Source organism: Paenibacillus sp. FSL R7-277 (genome assembly GCF_000517965.1).
Taxonomy (GTDB): domain Bacteria; phylum Bacillota; class Bacilli; order Paenibacillales; family Paenibacillaceae; genus Paenibacillus_AQ; species Paenibacillus_AQ silagei.
The window spans coordinates 1-18,657 of the sequence record NZ_ASPX01000037.1 but is presented as its reverse complement, the minus strand read 5'-3'; the positions used below and the strand labels follow the sequence as shown (position 1 = coordinate 18,657).

The following is an 18,657-nucleotide window of genomic DNA, read 5'->3' as shown; positions in this document are numbered from 1 at the left end:
CTCCATGGGAGAAGCGATTGTCGTAACCTCGGGCAAAGGCGGAGTTGGCAAGACAACCACAACAGCCAACATTGGTACCGCACTCGCCTTGCAGGGCAAAAAAGTATGTCTGGTGGATACCGACATTGGACTGCGGAATCTGGATGTTGTCATGGGGCTGGAAAACCGGATCATCTATGATCTGGTCGATGTGGCGGAAGGCCGCTGCCGGCTGAATCAGGCGCTGGTCAAGGACAAGCGCTTTGATGAGCTGTACATGCTGCCCGCAGCCCAGACCAAGGACAAGACAGCCGTTACACCGGAGCAGGTTAGGGATATCATTCTTGAGCTTAAGAAGGAGTACGAATATGTTCTGATCGATTGTCCGGCGGGAATTGAGCACGGCTTCCGCAATGCAATTGCCGGTGCTGACAAAGCAATTGTAGTTACCACTCCGGAGCATGCTGCGGTGCGGGATGCGGACCGGATTATCGGTCTCCTGGAGCAGTCATCGGTAGAATCTCCGAAGCTGGTGGTCAACCGGATTCGTCAGGGCTTAATCAAGTCCGGGGATATGCTTGATATCGAGGATATTCTGCAGGTGCTTAATATTGATCTGATCGGGATTGTACCCGATGATGAACAGGTCATCCGGGCGGCGAACAACGGGGAGCCTACCGTGATGAACCCGGACTCCTTAGCAGCGATCGCCTACCGTAATATTGCCCGGCGTATTCTTGGCGATGCGGTGCCGCTGATGCAGCTTGACCAGAAGACGGGTGCCTTTAAGAAGCTCAAGAAATTTTTTGGAATGGGCTAGAACTTCGTCCAAGCACACATACATGAAAATCTTTTATTAAGAGCCCGCTGCTTATTTCCCAACAGCGGGCTCTTTCGTGTTTATATAACATCCTCCAATGGGAGAGCGGTCAAGTTTTTGTTTCGGGAGGCTACGATTGCCGCTTATTTACGCAAGTGTATTTTTCGCCTGTTACTCAAAATCTGCGCTTATCAATAACAAAATAATTAAATCCAAGCATGTTGCATCTACTATTGACGAGAATTCGTGAGTTTCTTTGAGTTGTAGAATTTTCACTGTTCAGTGTAATGTATAATGACAAAAATGCATTAAATATTGTTTTCATTTTATTGATATAAATATAAGATTCAATTTTCCATGCAATATTCACGCACCTAACCTATCTTGTTTTTTCATAGTAATAGGTCAATTTGTATAGGTCACATAGACATAAAAGATCTGGGATAAGACAAAATACGACATGTAAATAATGAATTGTCAAATATTCGGTAGGTATATGGGCATATTTTGCATAAAATCAATTTATTTTAAAAGATATTATGATATTATAAATAAAGGAACAAAAATAAAATATTGGAGGAATTCGATATGAAAAAAAAGCTTTCAAGTATATTTTTTTTAACGACTGCTATTTCCTTGGTGACTGCAGTTCCCGCATTTGCTTCCAATGAATCTGATGTTAATACAACACCTTTGTTTGAATCCAATTCTATTACTTCCCCTTCTTCCAAAGATTCTATTGTTCCTCTTGCAGTGGGAGAATCTACTAGTATTACTGTAGACCCTGTTAACCACGGTTTCTCTAATCCCATCAATGGAGCTGGACAGTATGGGAAAATTACACTTGAATCAGTTGGAAAAGCTAATTTATTTGTTTATTACAATACAGGCAACGGAGTTTGGACACAAATGAATATTTCTGACCCAGGAACCGGATTTATTTTATTGGATGCAGGTGAAGGTTCAAAATCACTAAATTTCTTCATGAATTTAGGTTGGCAGTATAAAGTTAATGTATCTGCATATACTCATATAGCAAAAGGATATTTAAGAAATTACCAATAAATAAAATATATTTTTTTAATAATTTTAAATATATTCCAGTTTACTTGCCATTAGGGTGAGCTCGCATTCTGTCGAGCTCACCCTTTTTTCTATGGAACTCATAGTTATGTAATTGCCGTTAAGATTGTTTACTTGCAATGTCCCATCTATTTTCAAAAAACATAGACTAATAATCAATTCTTATAATGAACGAGCCTCTGTAAAACAACAGTGGTTTTTTTGTATTAGTCTACAGTTGTATTTCTATATGGTTAAACTTGGTTTGGAACTAAATTATTAAGGTTTTAGCCAGTTGAGTCGTGAAACGTACGAAAAGTCTGCAATTAGTAATATGCCGAGGTTATCTCTGTAGAACTTTACACTTTTCAGTAAGTAGAAAAAATAGATACTGAAGGAACTCACTAAAAGCGTGATAGCTATGAGGGGGAAGAATCTCTCTTGGAGCTCATAGTTAACATCGGGAACTTGGACAGGGCTTGTTCTAAAGCGGCTTCCGCCACTCATAAAATGGAAGTAAAACAAGCCCGCCGGAGGGATCATTATGGAATACCCGAGAGAGTCCAAGAACCGCCGCAAGAAGCGTATACAAAATCTGCTGGAGGAGAAGCCGGCAGCCGGAGCAGCACCAGCACCAGAGCGGTTCCGGCTGTCTGACAGTCCTCCCTCCTTCAGAGAATGGGGGGCTGGGGACAGGAATGAATTGGCCTCTTCCCCTGAGCCTGACCCCGAGACGGTGTGGAAGCAGCAGCGTAACCACTGGGAAGAGGAAGACGGGAGGGGACCGGGGCAGGGCTTCCGTGCTGGTCTGCTGCGGCGGACGGTGGCCAGTCTTCTGGTCTTCGGCGCTGTATGGGGCATTTTTGCCGTGCAGGAGCCCTGGGCCGTGAAGGCACAGTACTTTATTACAGACATCCTCAGCAATGATATGGATTTTGCAGCAGCACAGGTGTGGTACGAGGAACATTTCAATGGAGCCCCGTCCTTTATTCCGATTTTCGGAGATGAACAGGTACCGGCGGAGAAGGTGACAGCCGCCCATGAGCTTAGCGCTCCGCTTGCAGGAAGTATTGTGCGTCCTTTTGCCACTTCGCTTAATGGCATTGAGATTATACCGGCAGACGATTCAAGTGCCAGTGTCACGGTGAAAAGTGTAGATACGGGCCGTGTGCTGGCCGTTTCAAAGGAAGCCCGGGGAGGCATCCGTATTACGGTCCGCCATACCGGGGAGATCACGGCAGAATACGGTCATTTGAGCGGGACACGGCTCGCGGTGGATGACTGGGTACAGAGCGGAGACGAAATAGGCTGGATTCAGGGGACGGAGGATGCCCGGGTCCCGTTGCTGTTTTTTGCAGTTATGAAAGACAAGACTTATATTGATCCGGCCGAAGTGGTATCGTTTGATTAGGGTCTGCGGTATTGAATTATCACTGCATCCGCTCTTTGTGCTGATTCTCATGGTATCCGTGCTTACCGGACAGTTCCTGGAGCTGCTAACCTTGTTCCTGATCGTATTCATTCATGAGCTTGGACATGTATGTGCGGCGCTGCTGGCCGGAATTAACGTGAGATCGGTGGAGCTGCTGCCATTCGGCGGCGTTGCGGTTATAGAGGATCATGGGCGGCTTACGGCTGTCCGTGAGATCGGGATTGCCCTGGCCGGTCCGCTGCAGAACGGAATTATGATTCTGATGGCGCTGGCGCTTAAGCAGGTGGAGTATGGAAATATCGCCTATCTGGATTATTTTATCGGAGCCAACGCCATGATCGCTCTGTTCAATCTGCTGCCGGTGCTTCCGCTGGACGGTGGCAAAATCCTTCAGGCAGCCCTGAGTCTGCTGCTTCCGTATTATTACACGCTGCTGTGGACCGGCAGAGTCAGTATTGCGGCCAGCCTGCTTGTGATAGGGTACGCCCTGCTTCCGCTTGGGAACGGGGACGGCCTCCGCCTTAACCTGCTGATGATCGGAGCGTTTCTGCTCTATTCTAATTGGACGGACCAGCGTAATTTGCCGTACCGGTTTGTTGGTTTTTTGATGAACCGTGAGCGGATTTATGAGCGGTATCTAGTGGCGGAGAACATTGCCCGCCCAATAGTTGCCTCGCTCGCGAAACCTTTGGATGAGATATTGCGTCTATTTAAACGTAACCATTATCATTATATCTATGTGATGAACAACGACAGGGATATCGTAGCCGTTGTGCCGGAGCAGCGTCTGATTGCTTCGTATTTCGGAAAGTAACAAGCGAGTAACGATTCAAACCAGAGGTGAAGCCATGAAACAAATGATCGTTCACTGTACACAGCATATTACCCGCATGGCACTTCTGGAGAACGGGAGGCTGGTGGAATATGCGGCTGAACGCGATCAGCAGCAAGGTCTGGTCGGGAGTTATTATAAAGGCCGGGTAATGAATGTGCTGCCTGGTATGCAGGCGGCCTTTGTAGATATCGGACAGAAAAAGAATGCGTTCCTATACGTAGATGATGTATTGCATCCCCATCTGGACAAGCAGCCGGCCGTCAAGCCTTCGATTGAGATGCTGCTGCAGCCCGGTCAGGAGATTGTCGTCCAGGTGAGAAAAGAACCGCGGGGCGGCAAGGGCGCGCGGGTAACCACGCATTATACACTGCCCGGACGCTGGATGGTGTACATGCCCTTTGCCGAATATGTCGGGGTCTCCAAGAAAATAAGCCGGGAATCGGAGCGCAGCCGGCTCAAAGGTATCGGCGAGCGGCTGCGCCAGGGTGAGGAAGGACTTATTATGCGCACCGTCTCCGAGGACGAGCCGCTGGATGCCGTGGAGGGAGATCTGGCTTTTCTGCGGGCGCAGTGGGAAATGATTACCCGGCGTTCCAAGGAAGTGGAGGCACCCGCTCTGCTGCACTGCGATCTGAGTATCGTCCAGCGGTTCATCCGGGATGCCTTCAATCCGCAGCGTGATGAGCTGCTGATTGATTCGGCCAAGGCGGTGAAGGAAGCGGAAGCCTTCCTGACGGATATGGCTCCTGAAGGGTACAAGCCTGTGGGATTCTACAGGGGGCAGGAGTCCATTTTCTCTGCTTACGGGGTGACGGATCAGCTTCATAAGAGCTTCAGCCGTAAAATCATCCTCGAAGGCGGGGCTACGCTCATCTGGGATGAGACAGAGGCCTTGACTGTGATTGACGTCAACACAGCGCAGTATACTGGCGGGACGAACCTTGAGGATACGGTAACGCGGACCAACCTGCTGGCTGCGGAGGAGATCGGGCGGCTTGTCCGGCTCCGGGATACGGGCGGTATTATTATTGTTGATTTCATTGATATGGAGCGGGAAGAGCACCGCAGGCAGGTGACGGACAAGCTGGAGAGCATTATCAGCCGGGACCGGACCAAGACGCATATTCTCGGCTGGACCCATCTCGGTCTGCTGGAGATGACCCGTAAGAAGGCCAGACATGATTCCGCCGGATTTGCCCCGGTGATCTGCCAGTGCTGCGGCGGTACAGGCAAGGTTGGGACATGGCTGGAGTAGGGAAGAGATGGTCAGGTTGTATATGTTTTGTAAGGAGATATTGACTAGGGATCATATGTATGATAATATCTTCAAGTATGTGTTTGGTTGTTCCATTCCTGCACATGCTGTAACCGCTCCGATCGGGTAGATGAAGCGTAATTCCTCCGGGGATTGCCACCTTGACTAGGCGAGTCTGAGACATGAGGAGGTGCAAGTACAATGTATGCAATTATCGAAACTGGCGGTAAACAATACAAAGTCCAAGAGGGCGATGTTTTGTTCATTGAGAAGCTGGAAGCTGAAGACGGCGCAAGCGTAACGTTTGACCGTGTCTTGGCTGTTTCTAACGAAGGTGGTTTGACTGCAGGAACTCCGCTGGTAAGCGGCGCGTCTGTAACAGCCAAAGTCGAGAAGCATGGTAAGGGTCATAAGGTTGTAGTTTACAAATACAAACCTAAGAAGAACTACCACAAGAAACAAGGCCATCGTCAACCGTACACCAAAGTAACTATCGAGAAGATTCAAGCGTAAGAAGGTGCGTTAATGATTAACGTGCGGATTACACGGGCTTCTGCTCAAGGTGTCATTGTCGGTTTTGCCGTCAAGGGGCATGCGGAATACGCAAGGAATGGCAAGGATATCGTCTGCGCGGGTGTTTCGACGGTTACCGTTGGAACTGTGAATGCGATTGAAAGCCTGACCGGAGTTGTTCTGGATACTTCGATGAAGGATGGATTCTTAAGCGGAACCCTGGTTCCCGTGAATGATCCCGAAGTCTCCGCCAAGGTACAGCTCTTGCTGGAATCCATGGTGCTGATGCTCAAGGATATTGCTAAATCCTACAGGAAATATATTCAGATACAGGAAGTCATCATTTGAAGAAGGAGGTTGACAACATGTTGAAATTGGATCTTCAATTATTCGCATCGAAAAAAGGTGTTGGTTCCACAAAGAACGGACGTGATTCCCATTCTAAGCGTCTTGGCGTGAAACGGGCTGACGGTCAAGCAGTAACCGGCGGCAACATCTTGGTTCGTCAACGCGGAACCAAAATCCACCCGGGCACGAACGTGGGCATCGGTAAAGATGACACACTGTTCGCACTTGTGGACGGCGTAGTGAAGTTCGAACGTTGGGGACGCGACCGCAAAAAAGTGAGCGTGTATCCGGTGGATGTCGCTCCGGTAGCAGCGGCACTGGAAGCGTAAGCTTACGGAACCTATGAAGATGAGAAGCCTCCGGCATCAGTGCCGGGGGCTTTTTTTGAAATTGTTTCGGGGTCCCGCAAAGTACCTGAGTAAGCATCGAAGCTTAAGCCTCACTTTGTGGTGGGATTCTGGTGATTGCGGAGAAAGCCTGTGTTATACTGGGAAATGGTGAATATGAAGCAAGATAAGCAGTGCTTACATTGGAATCAATTTTGCGAACCAAGGGACGGGGAGAAAGAATGAAATCCTGGAAAAGTAAGGTCTGGGCAGTCATGTTATCCGCAGTGTTTCCTTTAGGTCTCGTGTATTGGCAAACCTCCCTTTTCACATGCCTGCTGCTCGGAGTCTGGGTAGCGGCAGTGCTTGCATTCAGCTTTGTTTACAACCGGCGTCAATATGAAGAGGAACTGCGTATACAGGAGAATACTCTGCAGCAGGCGGCAAACCGGACACTGAATCATCATCGTCATGACTGGATGAATGATCTGCAGGTGCTTTACGGATATATCCAGCTGGGCAAGCCTGATAAATCCGTACAATGTGTGGAAAGAATAAAGGAGCGTATTGCGCTGGACAGCCGTATTGCCAAATTGGGAGTACCTTCCCTGGTGTTCTATCTGCAATCCTTCCGTACGTTCAGAAGCAGTCTGGAGCTGGACATACAGGTGGAGGAAGGGCTCCAGCTGGAGGACAAGCTGAGTCCAGAGGCAGGAGCTGAGCTGACTTCGGTAGTTATGCAGACGGTTAGAGCGTACCAGTACAGCGGAATAACACAGCATGGAGACACGCGGAAGCTTGAGCTCAGCTTTTCACAGGAGGGAAGAGACATTCTGATCTCTTTCAAAGGTGAGGGAGAGCAAGACAATCCCGAACTGCTTCAGGGGCAAATTTATAATATAGTACAAGGAAAAATCATGAAGGCGGAGCAGGTTCAGCCTGCCAAGGGTAATGTGGAACTGCGGTTACCGCTGGAGATGTAAGGAAGGTGAACATTTATGTTCGTAGATAAGGCTAAGGTTTATGTAAAAGGCGGAGACGGCGGAGATGGTCTCGTAGCATTTCGCCGGGAGAAGTATGTGCCGGATGGCGGTCCTGCCGGCGGAGATGGCGGCCGCGGGGGAGATGTGATCTTCCGCGTGGATGAAGGCTTACGGACCTTGATGGATTTCCGTTATCAGCGGCACTTCAAGGCTGATAAGGGAATTAAGGGGCGCAACAAGAGCCAGCACGGGGCCAATGCCGATCATATGATCGTGCGGATTCCACCGGGAACCGTGTTGATTGATGATGATACCCAGGAGATCCTTGCCGATTTAACCCGTCATGGACAACAGGTTGTAGTGGCCCGCGGCGGCCGGGGCGGCCGGGGGAATACCCGGTTTGCGACGGCGAACAATACGGCGCCGGAGCTGGCTGAGAACGGGGAAGAGGGTCAGGAGCGTTACATCGTAATGGAGCTTAAGGTCATGGCGGACGTAGGCCTTGTAGGCTTCCCTAGCGTGGGCAAATCTACGCTGCTGTCGGTCGTGTCCGCTGCCCAGCCGAAGATCGGAGCGTACCACTTTACCACTATTACCCCCAACCTGGGTGTAGTTGATGTCGGAGATGGCCGCAGCTTTGTGATGGCGGATCTGCCTGGACTGATTGAAGGCGCGAGTGAAGGGGTGGGGCTTGGACATGAGTTCCTGCGCCACGTTGAACGGACGCGTATCATCATTCATGTCGTGGATATGTCCGGCTCGGAAGGCCGTGATCCTTTTGAAGACTGGGTACTGATTAACGATGAGCTGAAGCAGTACAATGCGGCGCTGATTGACCGTCCGCAGATCGTGGCGGCGAACAAGATGGATATGCCCGATTCCGAGGAGAACCTGGCTTCCTTCCGTGAGCGTGTCGCGGAGCTTCGCCCGGACCTTGAGATTATGCCGATCTCTTCACTGACCCGTCAGGGCGTTCAGGAGCTGCTCTACCGTGCTACAGATATTCTTGACAGTATTCCTGTGGCTCCGGTGGTGGAAGAAGTGGCCGGCAAAGAGCGCAAGGTGTATAAGCTGGAAGCGGAAGAGGATAACTCATTCACGATTACCCGTGACAACGAGGCCTTTGTAGTCAATAGTCCGCGGATTGAGCGGATGATTAAGAGAATGCAGCTAAGCACACATGATGCGATTCTTAGGCTGGCCCGTACTTTGCGTCACATGGGTGTGGATGCCGAGCTGCGCAGACGCGGCGCTGTGGAAGGTACGATTGTGCGCATTGCTGATTTTGAATTCGAATTTGTCGAGAACAGCAGCTACTATTAATAGAGAAGTAAGGTTACCGGCTGTATCTTCCGAGAGGGGGATGCGGCCTTTTTTTATTGCTTAACAGGTGGCAAAGCTATTTTTGCTAATAAAGTTTTCTTTATATATCTGGATTAATTTACTACAATCATTATATAAGCGACGTTAAGTTGAATCCAAAGGGTGTAATCTGCGTATATCATACATACCTGTCAGGAAAGAGGGAATGGACAGATGGCAATTATTGAAGTAGTCAAATATGACGGTCCTCCGGGTGTCTTCGCCTGGAAGTATCCGAATCAGGAGCTGGGGACCTGGACACAGCTGATTGTGAATGAATCCCAGGAAGCGATTCTGTTCAAGGGTGGAGAGGCGCTGGATTCCTTCACAGCCGGACGCCATACCTTAAGCACAGCGAATATTCCGATTCTGTCGAATGTGGTGAACCTGCCGTTCGGCGGCAAGTCTCCGTTCACCGCAGAGATATGGTTTGTGAACAAGCTGAACTCCATGAATGTGAAGTGGGGGACCAGTGCACCGCTGCAGCTACAGGACCCTAAGTACAAGATCATGGTAGCGGTCCGGGCCTTCGGTCAGTTTGGCGTGCGGATCGAAGATCCCCGTAAATTCCTGCTGAAGCTGGTAGGGACGCTGCCGGTCTTCGATCAGGATACGATGATTAATTATTTCCGCGGTCTGCTGATGTCTAATATTAATGAACTTATTTCTTCTTATCTGGTGCACAAAAAAATCAGCATCCTGGAGATCAACGCCTACGTGGTTGAAATCTCCAAGCATATTCAGGGGCGCTTGTCCTCCTCGTTCCTGGACAGCGGTATTGAACTTAATAATTTCTATATTGATTCGATCAATATTCCCGATGATGATCCGGCAACCCAGCGTCTCAAGGAAGCCTTGGCCAAAAAAGCGGAGATGGACATTATCGGCTTCACCTACCAGCAGGAACGAAGCTTCGATGCTATGGAGGAGGCAGCAGGCAATCCTGGCAATATAGGGGCGGGCATGATGAATGCGGGGCTGGGGCTCGGCATGGGCTTTGGGCTGGCCGGGCCTGCGGCTGAGATAGCTACCCGGATGACCCGTAGCATGTCTCTGGACGGCAGTACGGGCAGCCAGCCGGCACCTCCTGCTGCTTCTAAATCCTGCTCGGACTGCGGAACCCTTAATCCGGCAGATGCACGCTTCTGTACCGGCTGCGGCCGCAGTCTGCAATCCCCGCCGGCGGTGGAGGATAAGGTATGCCATAGCTGCGGTAAGGCGGTCATCCCAGGTGCCAAATTCTGTCCGCATTGTGGAGAGGGCCTGATCCTGAAGTGCGCAGGCTGCGGGCATGAGCTGAAGCCCGGACAGAAATTCTGTCCAGAGTGCGGCACCAGAGCGGCTAACGGGTGAACGGAATGCAGAGGCAGAGGTCATATACGGGTCTAGTTACTGGCATTTATGTTGCTGTTCTGGCAGTTACTGCGGGTACCTTCTTCACGCTTGGATTCTCGGAATCGCTGCTGCGCTTCGTAGTGACTCTGCTTGCTGTAGGTATGGCAGAGACTGTGGTTTATGTATATTGCATGTTCTGGTTGCGCCGTGCTCCTGAAGCGGGCCGGACTTCACCGGTATTCATAAGCGGAGCTGTAATTATAGCATTCTATCTGGCTGCGGTACTTGCTTCGGCTATTCTGCTGGACTGGATTCTGGAGCTGAGTCCGCTCTGGTATGCAGGAGAGCAACTGCTGATCCTGATTGTAGCTTCCATCGTACTTGTGGCTACAGGGGGATATGGGTGGAATGCCGCATCCGGGGAGCGCAGGGCTGCGGACGCTTCGCGGAGCCTGCGTACTCACATGCAGGAGCTGCAGGAGATCAGAGGGATTGCCGGCACCTGGAAGCATTCTGAGGCAAGCAGGCTGGTAGAACTGATTGATTCTCTGGAGGAGAAATTCCGCTACAGTGACCCGGTATCGAGACCGGGATTGTATGCCACAGAAGACATCATTAGGCAGCAGATCTCTCTGCTGCATGATCATGTGGCGCTGCTGCTTGTCCTGAAAGAGCTGCCGGCCCGCTGGGACACGGAGACAGAGGAATTAACGGAGAGTATTGCCGGCACGCTCCTGCGGCGTAACCAGGAGCTGGCGGCGCTTAAATAGGAGGAATAGACAGCAATGGGGATAGGGAATGAGCTAGGGGGACTGTTGCCGGGCCGGGAAGGACAGCCCTCTGATAGTCTGCCTAAGTATGAGCGGACTACTTTTGATATTGTAACTATCGGTGCCGGATATTTGTTTATGCCGTTGGGACTTGCGCTTGCGCTGGTACGCATGCTGAGCACCCATTATAAAAATTACCGCAAGCCCGTCAATTATAGTCTGTTGTTCCATGTATTTGTGGGCGGCTTCGTGCAGTTGATGGGGATTGTCGTCAATTCCATCTTCAGTGAAGTCGCCGTTGATACTGGTACGTTAATTGGAATGTTAATTATGTTCTCATTGATAACACTTCTGCCTGCGGCCGTATTTGCCAGAAGCGCGGCCAAAGCCAGATTCAGCTTCTCGCAGCTCACCAATCAGTATGTACATCTGATCACGGTGGAGAGAGTCCGCTATACCGGGAATCTGGCTGACCGCACCGGGCAGAGCGAAGGCGATGTGAACAGAGATCTTATCTATCTGCAGAAGTACGGGGTGCTGGACTCCGGGCTTCTCTTCCATGAAGGAGCGGATGCAGTGCCGCAGGCCCAGGCGGGGCAGGCAGATGCATCTCCCTTCTCGCAGCCTGCAAGGCAGCCGTCCTATCAGCAGCCGAGGCCGCAGCAGCTTCCCAAATCTGTCCGTTGTCCCGGCTGCGGGGCACAGAATACGGTAGCTCCCAACCAATCTACTAGCTGTGATTACTGCGGAACGACCATCGCCTACAGCTGAAGCGTTACAGCAGCTATAAGTATTTTCTTGGATTCCTGCAGGTGAAGGCTGTTCCTCCTAGCTAATAGGGGGACAGCCTTTTCCGCATGTTTGCAGAAAGTTATTGCAATAAAAGCCTTCAATCCCGTATAATGTCCACTATGTACATACAAAAGTCTTTGGGGTGAGGACGTTCGTGAAAGAACGCTATTATTTGGTCCGGGAGGACATTTTGCCCGATGCGGTGCTGAAGACCATGCAGGTCAAGCAGCTGCTGGAAGCAGGAGATGCCAAAACCGTACACGAGGGCGTGGAACAGGTCGGGCTTAGCCGCAGTGCTTTTTATAAATACAAAGATGGGATACACTTAATTCATCAGCTGGAGCGCGAGCGCATTGTGACGATCTCGATTGATCTGGAGCACGAGTCGGGCATGTTGTCCAAGGTGCTCGGTTCGGTGGCTGTTCACGGGGCGAATGTGCTGACAATCCATCAGAGTATACCGCTGCAAGGACGGGCGAACGTGGTGATCTCTGTCGAGATCTCCCATCTGAATGAAGAGCTGGGCGACTTGCTGGACAGTCTCAAGGCAATTCCCGGTGTGAAGCGTGCGTTAATTATTGGTCAGGGGTGAGAATACGAATGAAGCCGGTTAAAGTAGGTCTGCTGGGTCTGGGTACTGTGGGTACGGGTGTTGTCCGTATTGTGGAAGGAAATCAGGAGGATTTGAGCAGCCAGGTCGGCTCGCCGATCCTGATTGAACGGATTGCCGTGAAGAATACGGAGAAGCCGCGTGATATCGAAGTGGACCCGTCCAAGATTACTGATGATCCATGGGCCGTTATCCGCGACCCGGAGATTGATGTCATTGTTGAGGTCATGGGCGGGGTCGCAGGGACGAAGGAGTACATTCTGGAGGCACTGGAGCGCGGCAAGCATATCGTAACAGCCAATAAGGACCTGATGGCCCTGCACGGCTCGGAGATTCTGGCCAAGGCACAGGAGAAGCAGTGCGATGTGTTCTATGAAGCAAGTGTGGCGGGAGGCATACCGATTATCCGCACGCTGATCGAAGGCTTTTCCTCGGATAAGATTATGAAGATTATGGGGATTGTGAACGGGACAACCAACTACATCCTCAGCAAAATGAGCCAGGAAGGCGCATCTTACCTCGACGCACTGCAGGAAGCGCAGGAGCTGGGCTATGCCGAGTCTGATCCGACGTCCGATGTGGAGGGACTGGATGCAGCCCGCAAGATGGCCATTCTGGGCACGCTGGGCTTCCGGACCAATGTAGAGCTGAGCGATGTCAGTGTAAGCGGGATTTCCGGCGTCAGCAAGGAGGATATGGCTTTTGCCAAACGGCTGGGGTACGAGATGAAGCTGCTCGGGATTGCAGAACGCCAGGATGAAGAATTCAGCATTAGCGTCCAGCCTACAATGATCCGTACGAACCACCCGATTGCCTCCGTGAACGGCGTCTTTAATGCGGTATATGTATATGGTGAGGCTGTAGGAGAGACGATGTTCTACGGTGCGGGGGCAGGGGCGATGCCTACGGCAACCTCGATTGTGGCGGATCTGGTGGCGGTCATCAAGAACCTGAAGCTGGGGGTCAACGGGCTTAAGCAGATTGTGCCGTACAAGCAGAAGAAGCTGAAGAGCGACGAGGATATTTATTACAAGAACTTCCTGCTGCTTCATGTCGATGACAAGGCGGGTGTACTGGCGAAGATTACCCAGGTGTTTGCCGAATATGATGTCAGTCTGGATTCCGTTGTGCAGCAGGCCAATCCTAATAATCCTGATGCCGAAATTATCATTGTCACACATAACGCCAGCAGAGCGAGTATGAACAAAGTGCTGCGCCATCTGGAGCAACTGAATGTCATTCACCGCATCAAAAGCCACTACCGTGTAGAAGGCTAACTATCGCAGGTGTCCATGGAATACAGGGCTTGCGCGCAAATATAATGAAGGAGATTTACCCGCCATGAGTATTTACGGAAGGTCTAGAGTGAAGGTTCCTGCGAGCACGGCCAACCTCGGTCCGGGCTTCGATACGCTGGGCATGGCTCTGTCGCTGTATGCCTGGATTGAAATGGAGGAAGCCGCTGAAACGGTGTTTCATCTGTATGGAGATGAGATGGCCGGTCTTCCCCGGGACAAAAGCAATCTGCTCTACAAGGTTGCGCAAATGGTATTTGCAGAGGCCGGGGTCCAGGTTCCGGAGTTGTCCATCTCCATGTATTCGGAAATCCCGCTCACCCGCGGGCTGGGCAGCAGTGCTTCGGCCATTATTGGCGCGCTGGCTGCGGCGAATGCTATGATAGGTTCACCGCTGAGTCAGGCGAAGCTGTTCGATATGGCTACAGCGATCGAGAAGCATCCCGATAATGTCGGAGCGTCGCTCTTCGGGGGAATTATTACGGCCGTATGGGATGGCGAGCATGCCGATTACATCCGGATTGAGCCGCCGCAGGAGCTGGAATTCCTGGTGGTCATTCCTGAATTCGAGCTGGAGACCGTCAAGGCCAGAGAGGCGCTGCCTGCGGAGGTTACGCTCGGCGATGCTGTTCATAATATCAGCCGTACCTCGCTGCTCACCGCAGCGTTAGCCGCAGGCCGGCTGGACCTGATTGGCACAGCGATGCAGGACCGGCTGCATCAGCCCTACCGTGCACCGCTGGTGCCTGGGATGGAGAAGCTGCTGGCGGAAGCGCCCGGCCATGGTGCGCTGGGCATTGCGCTTAGCGGTGCAGGCCCGACATTGCTGTGCATGGTGGACCGCAAGGAGGCACGGAAGCAGGAGCTGGAGCTGTTTTTGACAGAGACTATGCAGGAGAACGGGATTTCTGCCCGTACCGTATGGCTGTCCCCATGCACCACAGGTGTCACGGCAGAGCTGCTTGAAAGAAACGGGATGCAAAACGAATCATTTTTGGATATGATAAAAGGAGAATTACAGTCATGAAATCGATAGCGTTATTGCCTCAGGGCTCCGTCTCGCATGAAGCGCTGCTGCATTTATTTGGCGGTAACCCTGCTCATCTGGAGCATCATAAGCTCATATCCGATGTCTTTCTGTCCACGGCTGGCGGAGTCACCGATTACAGCGTCATTCCGATTGAGAACACGATAGAAGGCTCGGTCAGCCTGCATATCGACTGGCTCATTAATGAAGTGAACCTGCCGATGCAGGCGGAGTGGATTTTCCCGTCGATACAGAATCTGATCAGCTGTCCGCAGGAATTCACGAAGGAGAACGGGGACAAGGATTATACCAAGATTGTCAAGATCCTGTCCCATCCGGTGGCTATGGCGCAATGCACGCAGTTCATCCGTAAGGCTATGCCCTGGGCTGAGCTGGAGTCTGTGGGAAGCACCTCTGAAGCGGTGGAGATTGTGAAGGGCAATCCCGGCAAAGGCTGGGCTGCCATCGGTACCGCGCTTGGAGCCGCTACGCACGGGCTGGAGGTTGTGGAACGCCAGATTACAGACCATAATAACAATTACACACGGTTCGTGCTGGTTGGTCCGCAGAAGCTGGAGCTTCCACAGAAGAGCAGTGGAGACAAGACGAGTATTCTTGTTACGCTGCCCGAGGATTTCCCTGGTGCACTGCATCAGGTGCTGGCTGCTTTTGCCTGGCGTAAGCTGAACTTGTCCCGTATTGAATCACGGCCGACGAAGAAGAAGCTGGGTACTTATTATTTCTATATTGATGTGCTGGAACCGATAGAATCGGTACTGCTCCCGGGTGCGATTGAAGAGATCAAAGCCTTGGGCTGTCAGGTACGGATTCTGGGGTCCTATCCCACATACACCTATGAGGAAGAGAAAGCGGAGGTGCAGTAAGTTCATGGCTGAGCAATGGATCTATCTGGATGGACAACATGTAACGAAGGACAAGGCAATGGTGTCCGTATTCGATCACGGTTTTTTATATGGAGACGGAATTTTTGAAGGTATCCGTATTTATAACGGCAACATCTTCAAGTGCAAGGAGCATCTGGACAGGCTGTATGATTCCGCGAAGTCGATTATGCTGGACATTCCGCTGGCCTATGATGAGATGCTGGAGGCCATGGCCGAGACAATCCGCCTGAACGAAATGCGGGACGGCTACATCCGGCTGATCGTATCACGCGGTCCCGGCAACCTGGGTCTTGATCCGCGCCGCTGCCCCAAAGCAAGTGTGATCATCATTGTTGAGCAGCTCGCGATCTACCCGGAACAGGCTTATCTGAACGGACTTCGTGCCGTTTCGGTGTCCCAGCGCCGCAATATCCCGGATGCGCTGAATCCGAAGATCAAATCGCTGAACTATCTCAACAATATTTTGGTGAAGATTCAGTCGAATCTGGCGGAAGCCGATGAAGCGATCATGATGAACGCTCAAGGGTATGTAACCGAAGGCTCCGGCGATAATATCTTCATTATCAAAAGAGGGGTAGTCTATACACCGCCTTGTTACCTGGGTGCCCTGGAGGGAATCACCCGTCTGGCGATCATTGAGCTGTGTGAGAAGCTGGGACTGCCGCTGAAGGAAGAGCCGTTCACCATGCATGATGTCTATATTGCCGATGAAGTCTTCTTCACCGGAACAGCGGCTGAAGTTATTGCTGCCCGTGAGATCGACGGCAGAGTCATTGGTTCCGGCCAGGCCGGGCCGATTACCCTGCGATTGCTGGAAGAATTCCGCAATGTGGTTGATAAAGACGGATATAAGGTTTGGGAATAGTACAGAAATTTCGCGTGAGCGAATAGAGAAAAATCCTTTCATGCCAAGCATGGAAGGATTTTTTTTGCATATAGGGATGTCATTCGCCCATGGGCTGCATAAGATGTAGTAACGAAGGAGGCGGCTGTACCGCAACTACCGAATCTGGAGGGCTATCATCCCTGAACCGGGGTGCAGTGCCGATCAATAGATACTTTTAGGAGGTAAATGCTGCGTGAAAATACACATTGTTAAGCAAGGTGATTCGCTGTTTGCGTTATCACAGAAGTATGGAGTGCCGCTGCAAAAAATAATCGAGGCCAATCCGCAAATCACCAATCCAGATGTGCTTGCTGTAGGAGACAAGGTTAAGATCCCGGCTGCGCCCGTAGCTCTGCCTGTTCCGGACAACAACGATATCTACTATAAGCATACAGTCAAGCAAGGCGATACCTTATGGAAGCTCTCCAAGGCTTGGGGAGTTACACTCAAGGATATGATTGATGCCAACCCGCAGCTTAAGAACCCTAATGCACTGATGACGGGTGAAGTCGTGAATATCCCTAAGAAAGTCAGCACCTCTCCAATCCAGGCCCAATCCATCGATCCGGTAAAAGCTAATACGACCCCAATTCAGGCTCAATCCACCGCTCCGGCAGTGGTCGATAAAACGGCGATTGGCGGTAAAACCTACACTGGTGTCATCGAAAAGCCGGCTCCCGCACCTGCGCCAGTTCCTGCACCTGCTGCAGAAGCAGTCCCTATCCCGTTGGCGGTTCCTGCACCTAACCCTGCACCTAACAAAGCGCCGGAAGTCAAGCCGGTTCAGGAAGCCGTCTATGAGAAACAAAGCTTGTATGTGCAAATCTCTGTTCCCGCGCAGGAAGAGAAAACCAAAGAAGTGCATCATAAGTCAGAGGTTCAGCCTGCCGCCTGGGATGAGGGTAAAACCTCGCCCTGGGGAAAGAGCGATGGCTATCCCGGCCTTAGCGAGAATCCGTACTTTATGAATTATGCACCCGTGTATCCCGTATATGAGCCAATGGCCAATATGAATATGAACAATATGAATATGAACAATATGAATAACGCTCCAAGTTATGTTCAGCCTGCAGCGTTTAAGCCGGAATGCCCGCCGTTCTATGCTCAGCCGGTTAATCCTTGTCCGCCTGGACAATACCCCGGAGCATGGTATCCTAATGCAGAACCGGATTATAACAATGTGAATATGTCAGCAGTCAGCCCTGTCAGTGACAATGCTGCGTTTGCTCCGCAGTACCAGAGTGAGCAGGTTAATCTTCCGTGGCCTTCCTGCGGATGCGGCGCAATGTCGATTCAGCCCTATCCTTATGAGCAGCCGATGTATAACGGGTATCCGGTGTACGGCATGCCGCAGATGGGGATGGTTTCTCCTTATGCTGGAGGAATGAATGCCATGCCTAACGCGGTGTCACCGATGTATGAACAGCCTATGGTATCGAATATTCCGCCATATCCGGCTTATCCGGGCATGGAGAATTTCGCCCACAACCGCGTACCCGAGATTCAGATTCCTGAGCCTGTGGTTGAGGAAGCGGAGGAGGTGCCGGATAAGGAGCGCACTGAGGCCACAACAGCAAAGGATACAAAACCAGGGAAATCCAAACCGGCAGCGGCAAAAGCGAAAACCTCCAGCCAGAACTCTGCCGCCAAGGATAAGGCCCACTCCAAGCCGCGTTCGAGCTCAAGCGGACGTTCAAGTACAGATAAGAAGAATCAGACTCCTTGGATTCCTAATTAAGAGGATAGTCCCTAAGAGGAGAGTTGCACATGCAGGTCCTGCTAGATTGAGGGCCGGCATGTGCTTTTGGGGCATGGTTATACAGGTACAGAGGCTTGTATAGGATATCTATGAAAGTCTATAGTACTATCTCGAAAATAGTAGAAATTAAGGGTTGTTAGCAGGGATATATAATGTTATATTATATATCCAATCGCAAGGCGGGTGCCTTGCACAAGGTTGGACATGTTGCTCTGATGAATACACACTTTGCTTCATCGAAAATAAGTGTTGCATTCAGAAGAAGAACATGTTATATTATAAGAGTTGCTGGTGACGACAACATCGACACTAACAACGAGCTTGATCTTTGAAAACTGAACAACGAGTGAGTATCGGAGATCG

At 51.0% G+C, this 18,657-nt stretch carries 19 protein-coding genes and 1 other annotated feature; all 19 genes read left to right on the top strand.

Features of this window, described 5'->3' with window-relative positions; genetic code table 11:
- Positions 1 to 4: 4 nt before the first annotated feature.
- Complete coding sequence (gene minD, locus C173_RS14350) at positions 5 to 799, top strand: septum site-determining protein MinD (protein ID WP_036725909.1); 795 nt, start codon at positions 5 to 7, stop codon at positions 797 to 799.
- Between the two features lie 588 nt (positions 800 to 1,387).
- Complete coding sequence (locus C173_RS14345) at positions 1,388 to 1,864, top strand: hypothetical protein (protein WP_036725907.1); 477 nt, start codon at positions 1,388 to 1,390, stop codon at positions 1,862 to 1,864.
- 541 nt (positions 1,865 to 2,405) lie between these two features.
- A complete protein-coding gene (locus C173_RS14340) occupies positions 2,406 to 3,272 on the top strand; it encodes a M23 family metallopeptidase (protein ID WP_036725905.1) in 867 nt (288 codons plus the stop codon).
- Positions 3,265 to 4,107, top strand: coding sequence for a M50 family metallopeptidase (locus tag C173_RS14335; protein WP_036725904.1), 843 nt, complete (start codon positions 3,265 to 3,267; stop codon positions 4,105 to 4,107). The genes C173_RS14340 and C173_RS14335 overlap by 8 nt, the downstream gene beginning before the upstream one ends.
- A gap of 34 nt (positions 4,108 to 4,141) precedes the next feature.
- A complete protein-coding gene (locus C173_RS14330) occupies positions 4,142 to 5,383 on the top strand; it encodes an Rne/Rng family ribonuclease (RefSeq protein ID WP_036725903.1) in 1,242 nt (413 codons plus the stop codon).
- 101 nt (positions 5,384 to 5,484) lie between these two features.
- Positions 5,485 to 5,570, top strand: a sequence feature (ribosomal protein L21 leader region).
- 14 nt (positions 5,571 to 5,584) lie between these two features.
- The gene (gene rplU, locus C173_RS14325; RefSeq protein WP_036698983.1) at positions 5,585 to 5,896 is read left to right on the top strand and encodes a 50S ribosomal protein L21; all 312 of its coding nucleotides are present in this window, start codon (positions 5,585 to 5,587) and stop codon (positions 5,894 to 5,896) included.
- Positions 5,897 to 5,908: 12 nt separating this feature from the next.
- Positions 5,909 to 6,244, top strand: coding sequence for a ribosomal-processing cysteine protease Prp (locus tag C173_RS14320; protein ID WP_036725900.1), 336 nt, complete (start codon positions 5,909 to 5,911; stop codon positions 6,242 to 6,244).
- A 17-nt stretch (positions 6,245 to 6,261) separates the two neighbouring features.
- Positions 6,262 to 6,573 carry a 50S ribosomal protein L27 gene (gene rpmA / locus C173_RS14315; RefSeq protein WP_020429282.1) on the top strand — a complete coding sequence of 104 codons (312 nt, stop codon included), beginning with the start codon at positions 6,262 to 6,264 and terminating at the stop codon, positions 6,571 to 6,573.
- A 239-nt stretch (positions 6,574 to 6,812) separates the two neighbouring features.
- Positions 6,813 to 7,553, top strand: coding sequence for a Spo0B domain-containing protein (locus tag C173_RS33370; RefSeq protein ID WP_036725898.1), 741 nt, complete (start codon positions 6,813 to 6,815; stop codon positions 7,551 to 7,553).
- A 15-nt stretch (positions 7,554 to 7,568) separates the two neighbouring features.
- Positions 7,569 to 8,876: a GTPase ObgE gene (gene obgE / locus C173_RS14305; RefSeq protein ID WP_036725896.1), complete on the top strand. Its 1,308-nt coding sequence runs from the start codon at positions 7,569 to 7,571 to the stop codon at positions 8,874 to 8,876.
- Between the two features lie 213 nt (positions 8,877 to 9,089).
- Positions 9,090 to 10,268 carry an SPFH domain-containing protein gene (locus tag C173_RS14300; RefSeq protein ID WP_036725895.1) on the top strand — a complete coding sequence of 393 codons (1,179 nt, stop codon included), beginning with the start codon at positions 9,090 to 9,092 and terminating at the stop codon, positions 10,266 to 10,268.
- Positions 10,269 to 10,273: 5 nt separating this feature from the next.
- Positions 10,274 to 11,020, top strand: coding sequence for a hypothetical protein (locus C173_RS14295; RefSeq protein ID WP_155991460.1), 747 nt, complete (start codon positions 10,274 to 10,276; stop codon positions 11,018 to 11,020).
- Between the two features lie 15 nt (positions 11,021 to 11,035).
- Positions 11,036 to 11,791 (top strand): hypothetical protein, encoded by a 756-nt coding sequence (locus C173_RS14290; protein WP_036725892.1) that lies wholly within the window; start codon positions 11,036 to 11,038, stop codon positions 11,789 to 11,791.
- 175 nt (positions 11,792 to 11,966) lie between these two features.
- Positions 11,967 to 12,404, top strand: a complete 438-nt coding sequence (locus tag C173_RS14285; protein ID WP_036698990.1) for an ACT domain-containing protein — start codon at positions 11,967 to 11,969, stop codon at positions 12,402 to 12,404.
- Between the two features lie 8 nt (positions 12,405 to 12,412).
- Positions 12,413 to 13,699 (top strand): homoserine dehydrogenase, encoded by a 1,287-nt coding sequence (locus C173_RS14280; protein ID WP_036725890.1) that lies wholly within the window; start codon positions 12,413 to 12,415, stop codon positions 13,697 to 13,699.
- A 64-nt stretch (positions 13,700 to 13,763) separates the two neighbouring features.
- Positions 13,764 to 14,744, top strand: a complete 981-nt coding sequence (gene thrB, locus C173_RS14275) for a homoserine kinase (RefSeq protein WP_036725886.1) — start codon at positions 13,764 to 13,766, stop codon at positions 14,742 to 14,744.
- Positions 14,741 to 15,628 (top strand): prephenate dehydratase, encoded by an 888-nt coding sequence (pheA, locus tag C173_RS14270; protein WP_036725885.1) that lies wholly within the window; start codon positions 14,741 to 14,743, stop codon positions 15,626 to 15,628. Before thrB ends, pheA begins: the two co-directional genes overlap by 4 nt.
- Positions 15,629 to 15,632: 4 nt before the next feature.
- Positions 15,633 to 16,514 (top strand): branched-chain-amino-acid transaminase, encoded by an 882-nt coding sequence (gene ilvE, locus C173_RS14265; RefSeq protein ID WP_036725884.1) that lies wholly within the window; start codon positions 15,633 to 15,635, stop codon positions 16,512 to 16,514.
- Between the two features lie 214 nt (positions 16,515 to 16,728).
- Entirely contained in the window at positions 16,729 to 18,273 is a 1,545-nt protein-coding gene (locus C173_RS34675; protein WP_036725882.1) for a LysM peptidoglycan-binding domain-containing protein, read from the top strand.
- The last annotated feature ends 384 nt before the right edge of the window (positions 18,274 to 18,657 follow it).

What these genes read in the sequence shown, in the direction of transcription:
- ilvE (WP_036725884.1), top strand. Translation starts at nt 15,633, where the DNA reads ATGGCTGAGCAATGGATCTATCTGGATGGACAACATGTAACGAAGGAC.
- C173_RS14330 (WP_036725903.1), top strand. Translation starts at nt 4,142, where the DNA reads ATGAAACAAATGATCGTTCACTGTACACAGCATATTACCCGCATGGCA.
- C173_RS14345 (WP_036725907.1), top strand. Translation starts at nt 1,388, where the DNA reads ATGAAAAAAAAGCTTTCAAGTATATTTTTTTTAACGACTGCTATTTCC.
- C173_RS33370 (WP_036725898.1), top strand. Translation starts at nt 6,813, where the DNA reads ATGAAATCCTGGAAAAGTAAGGTCTGGGCAGTCATGTTATCCGCAGTG.
- C173_RS14340 (WP_036725905.1), top strand. Translation starts at nt 2,406, where the DNA reads ATGGAATACCCGAGAGAGTCCAAGAACCGCCGCAAGAAGCGTATACAA.
- obgE (WP_036725896.1), top strand. Translation starts at nt 7,569, where the DNA reads ATGTTCGTAGATAAGGCTAAGGTTTATGTAAAAGGCGGAGACGGCGGA.
- C173_RS14300 (WP_036725895.1), top strand. Translation starts at nt 9,090, where the DNA reads ATGGCAATTATTGAAGTAGTCAAATATGACGGTCCTCCGGGTGTCTTC.
- pheA (WP_036725885.1), top strand. Translation starts at nt 14,741, where the DNA reads ATGAAATCGATAGCGTTATTGCCTCAGGGCTCCGTCTCGCATGAAGCG.
- C173_RS14280 (WP_036725890.1), top strand. Translation starts at nt 12,413, where the DNA reads ATGAAGCCGGTTAAAGTAGGTCTGCTGGGTCTGGGTACTGTGGGTACG.
- minD (WP_036725909.1), top strand. Translation starts at nt 5, where the DNA reads ATGGGAGAAGCGATTGTCGTAACCTCGGGCAAAGGCGGAGTTGGCAAG.
- C173_RS14320 (WP_036725900.1), top strand. Translation starts at nt 5,909, where the DNA reads ATGATTAACGTGCGGATTACACGGGCTTCTGCTCAAGGTGTCATTGTC.
- rplU (WP_036698983.1), top strand. Translation starts at nt 5,585, where the DNA reads ATGTATGCAATTATCGAAACTGGCGGTAAACAATACAAAGTCCAAGAG.
- rpmA (WP_020429282.1), top strand. Translation starts at nt 6,262, where the DNA reads ATGTTGAAATTGGATCTTCAATTATTCGCATCGAAAAAAGGTGTTGGT.
- thrB (WP_036725886.1), top strand. Translation starts at nt 13,764, where the DNA reads ATGAGTATTTACGGAAGGTCTAGAGTGAAGGTTCCTGCGAGCACGGCC.
- C173_RS14290 (WP_036725892.1), top strand. Translation starts at nt 11,036, where the DNA reads ATGGGGATAGGGAATGAGCTAGGGGGACTGTTGCCGGGCCGGGAAGGA.
- C173_RS14295 (WP_155991460.1), top strand. Translation starts at nt 10,274, where the DNA reads ATGCAGAGGCAGAGGTCATATACGGGTCTAGTTACTGGCATTTATGTT.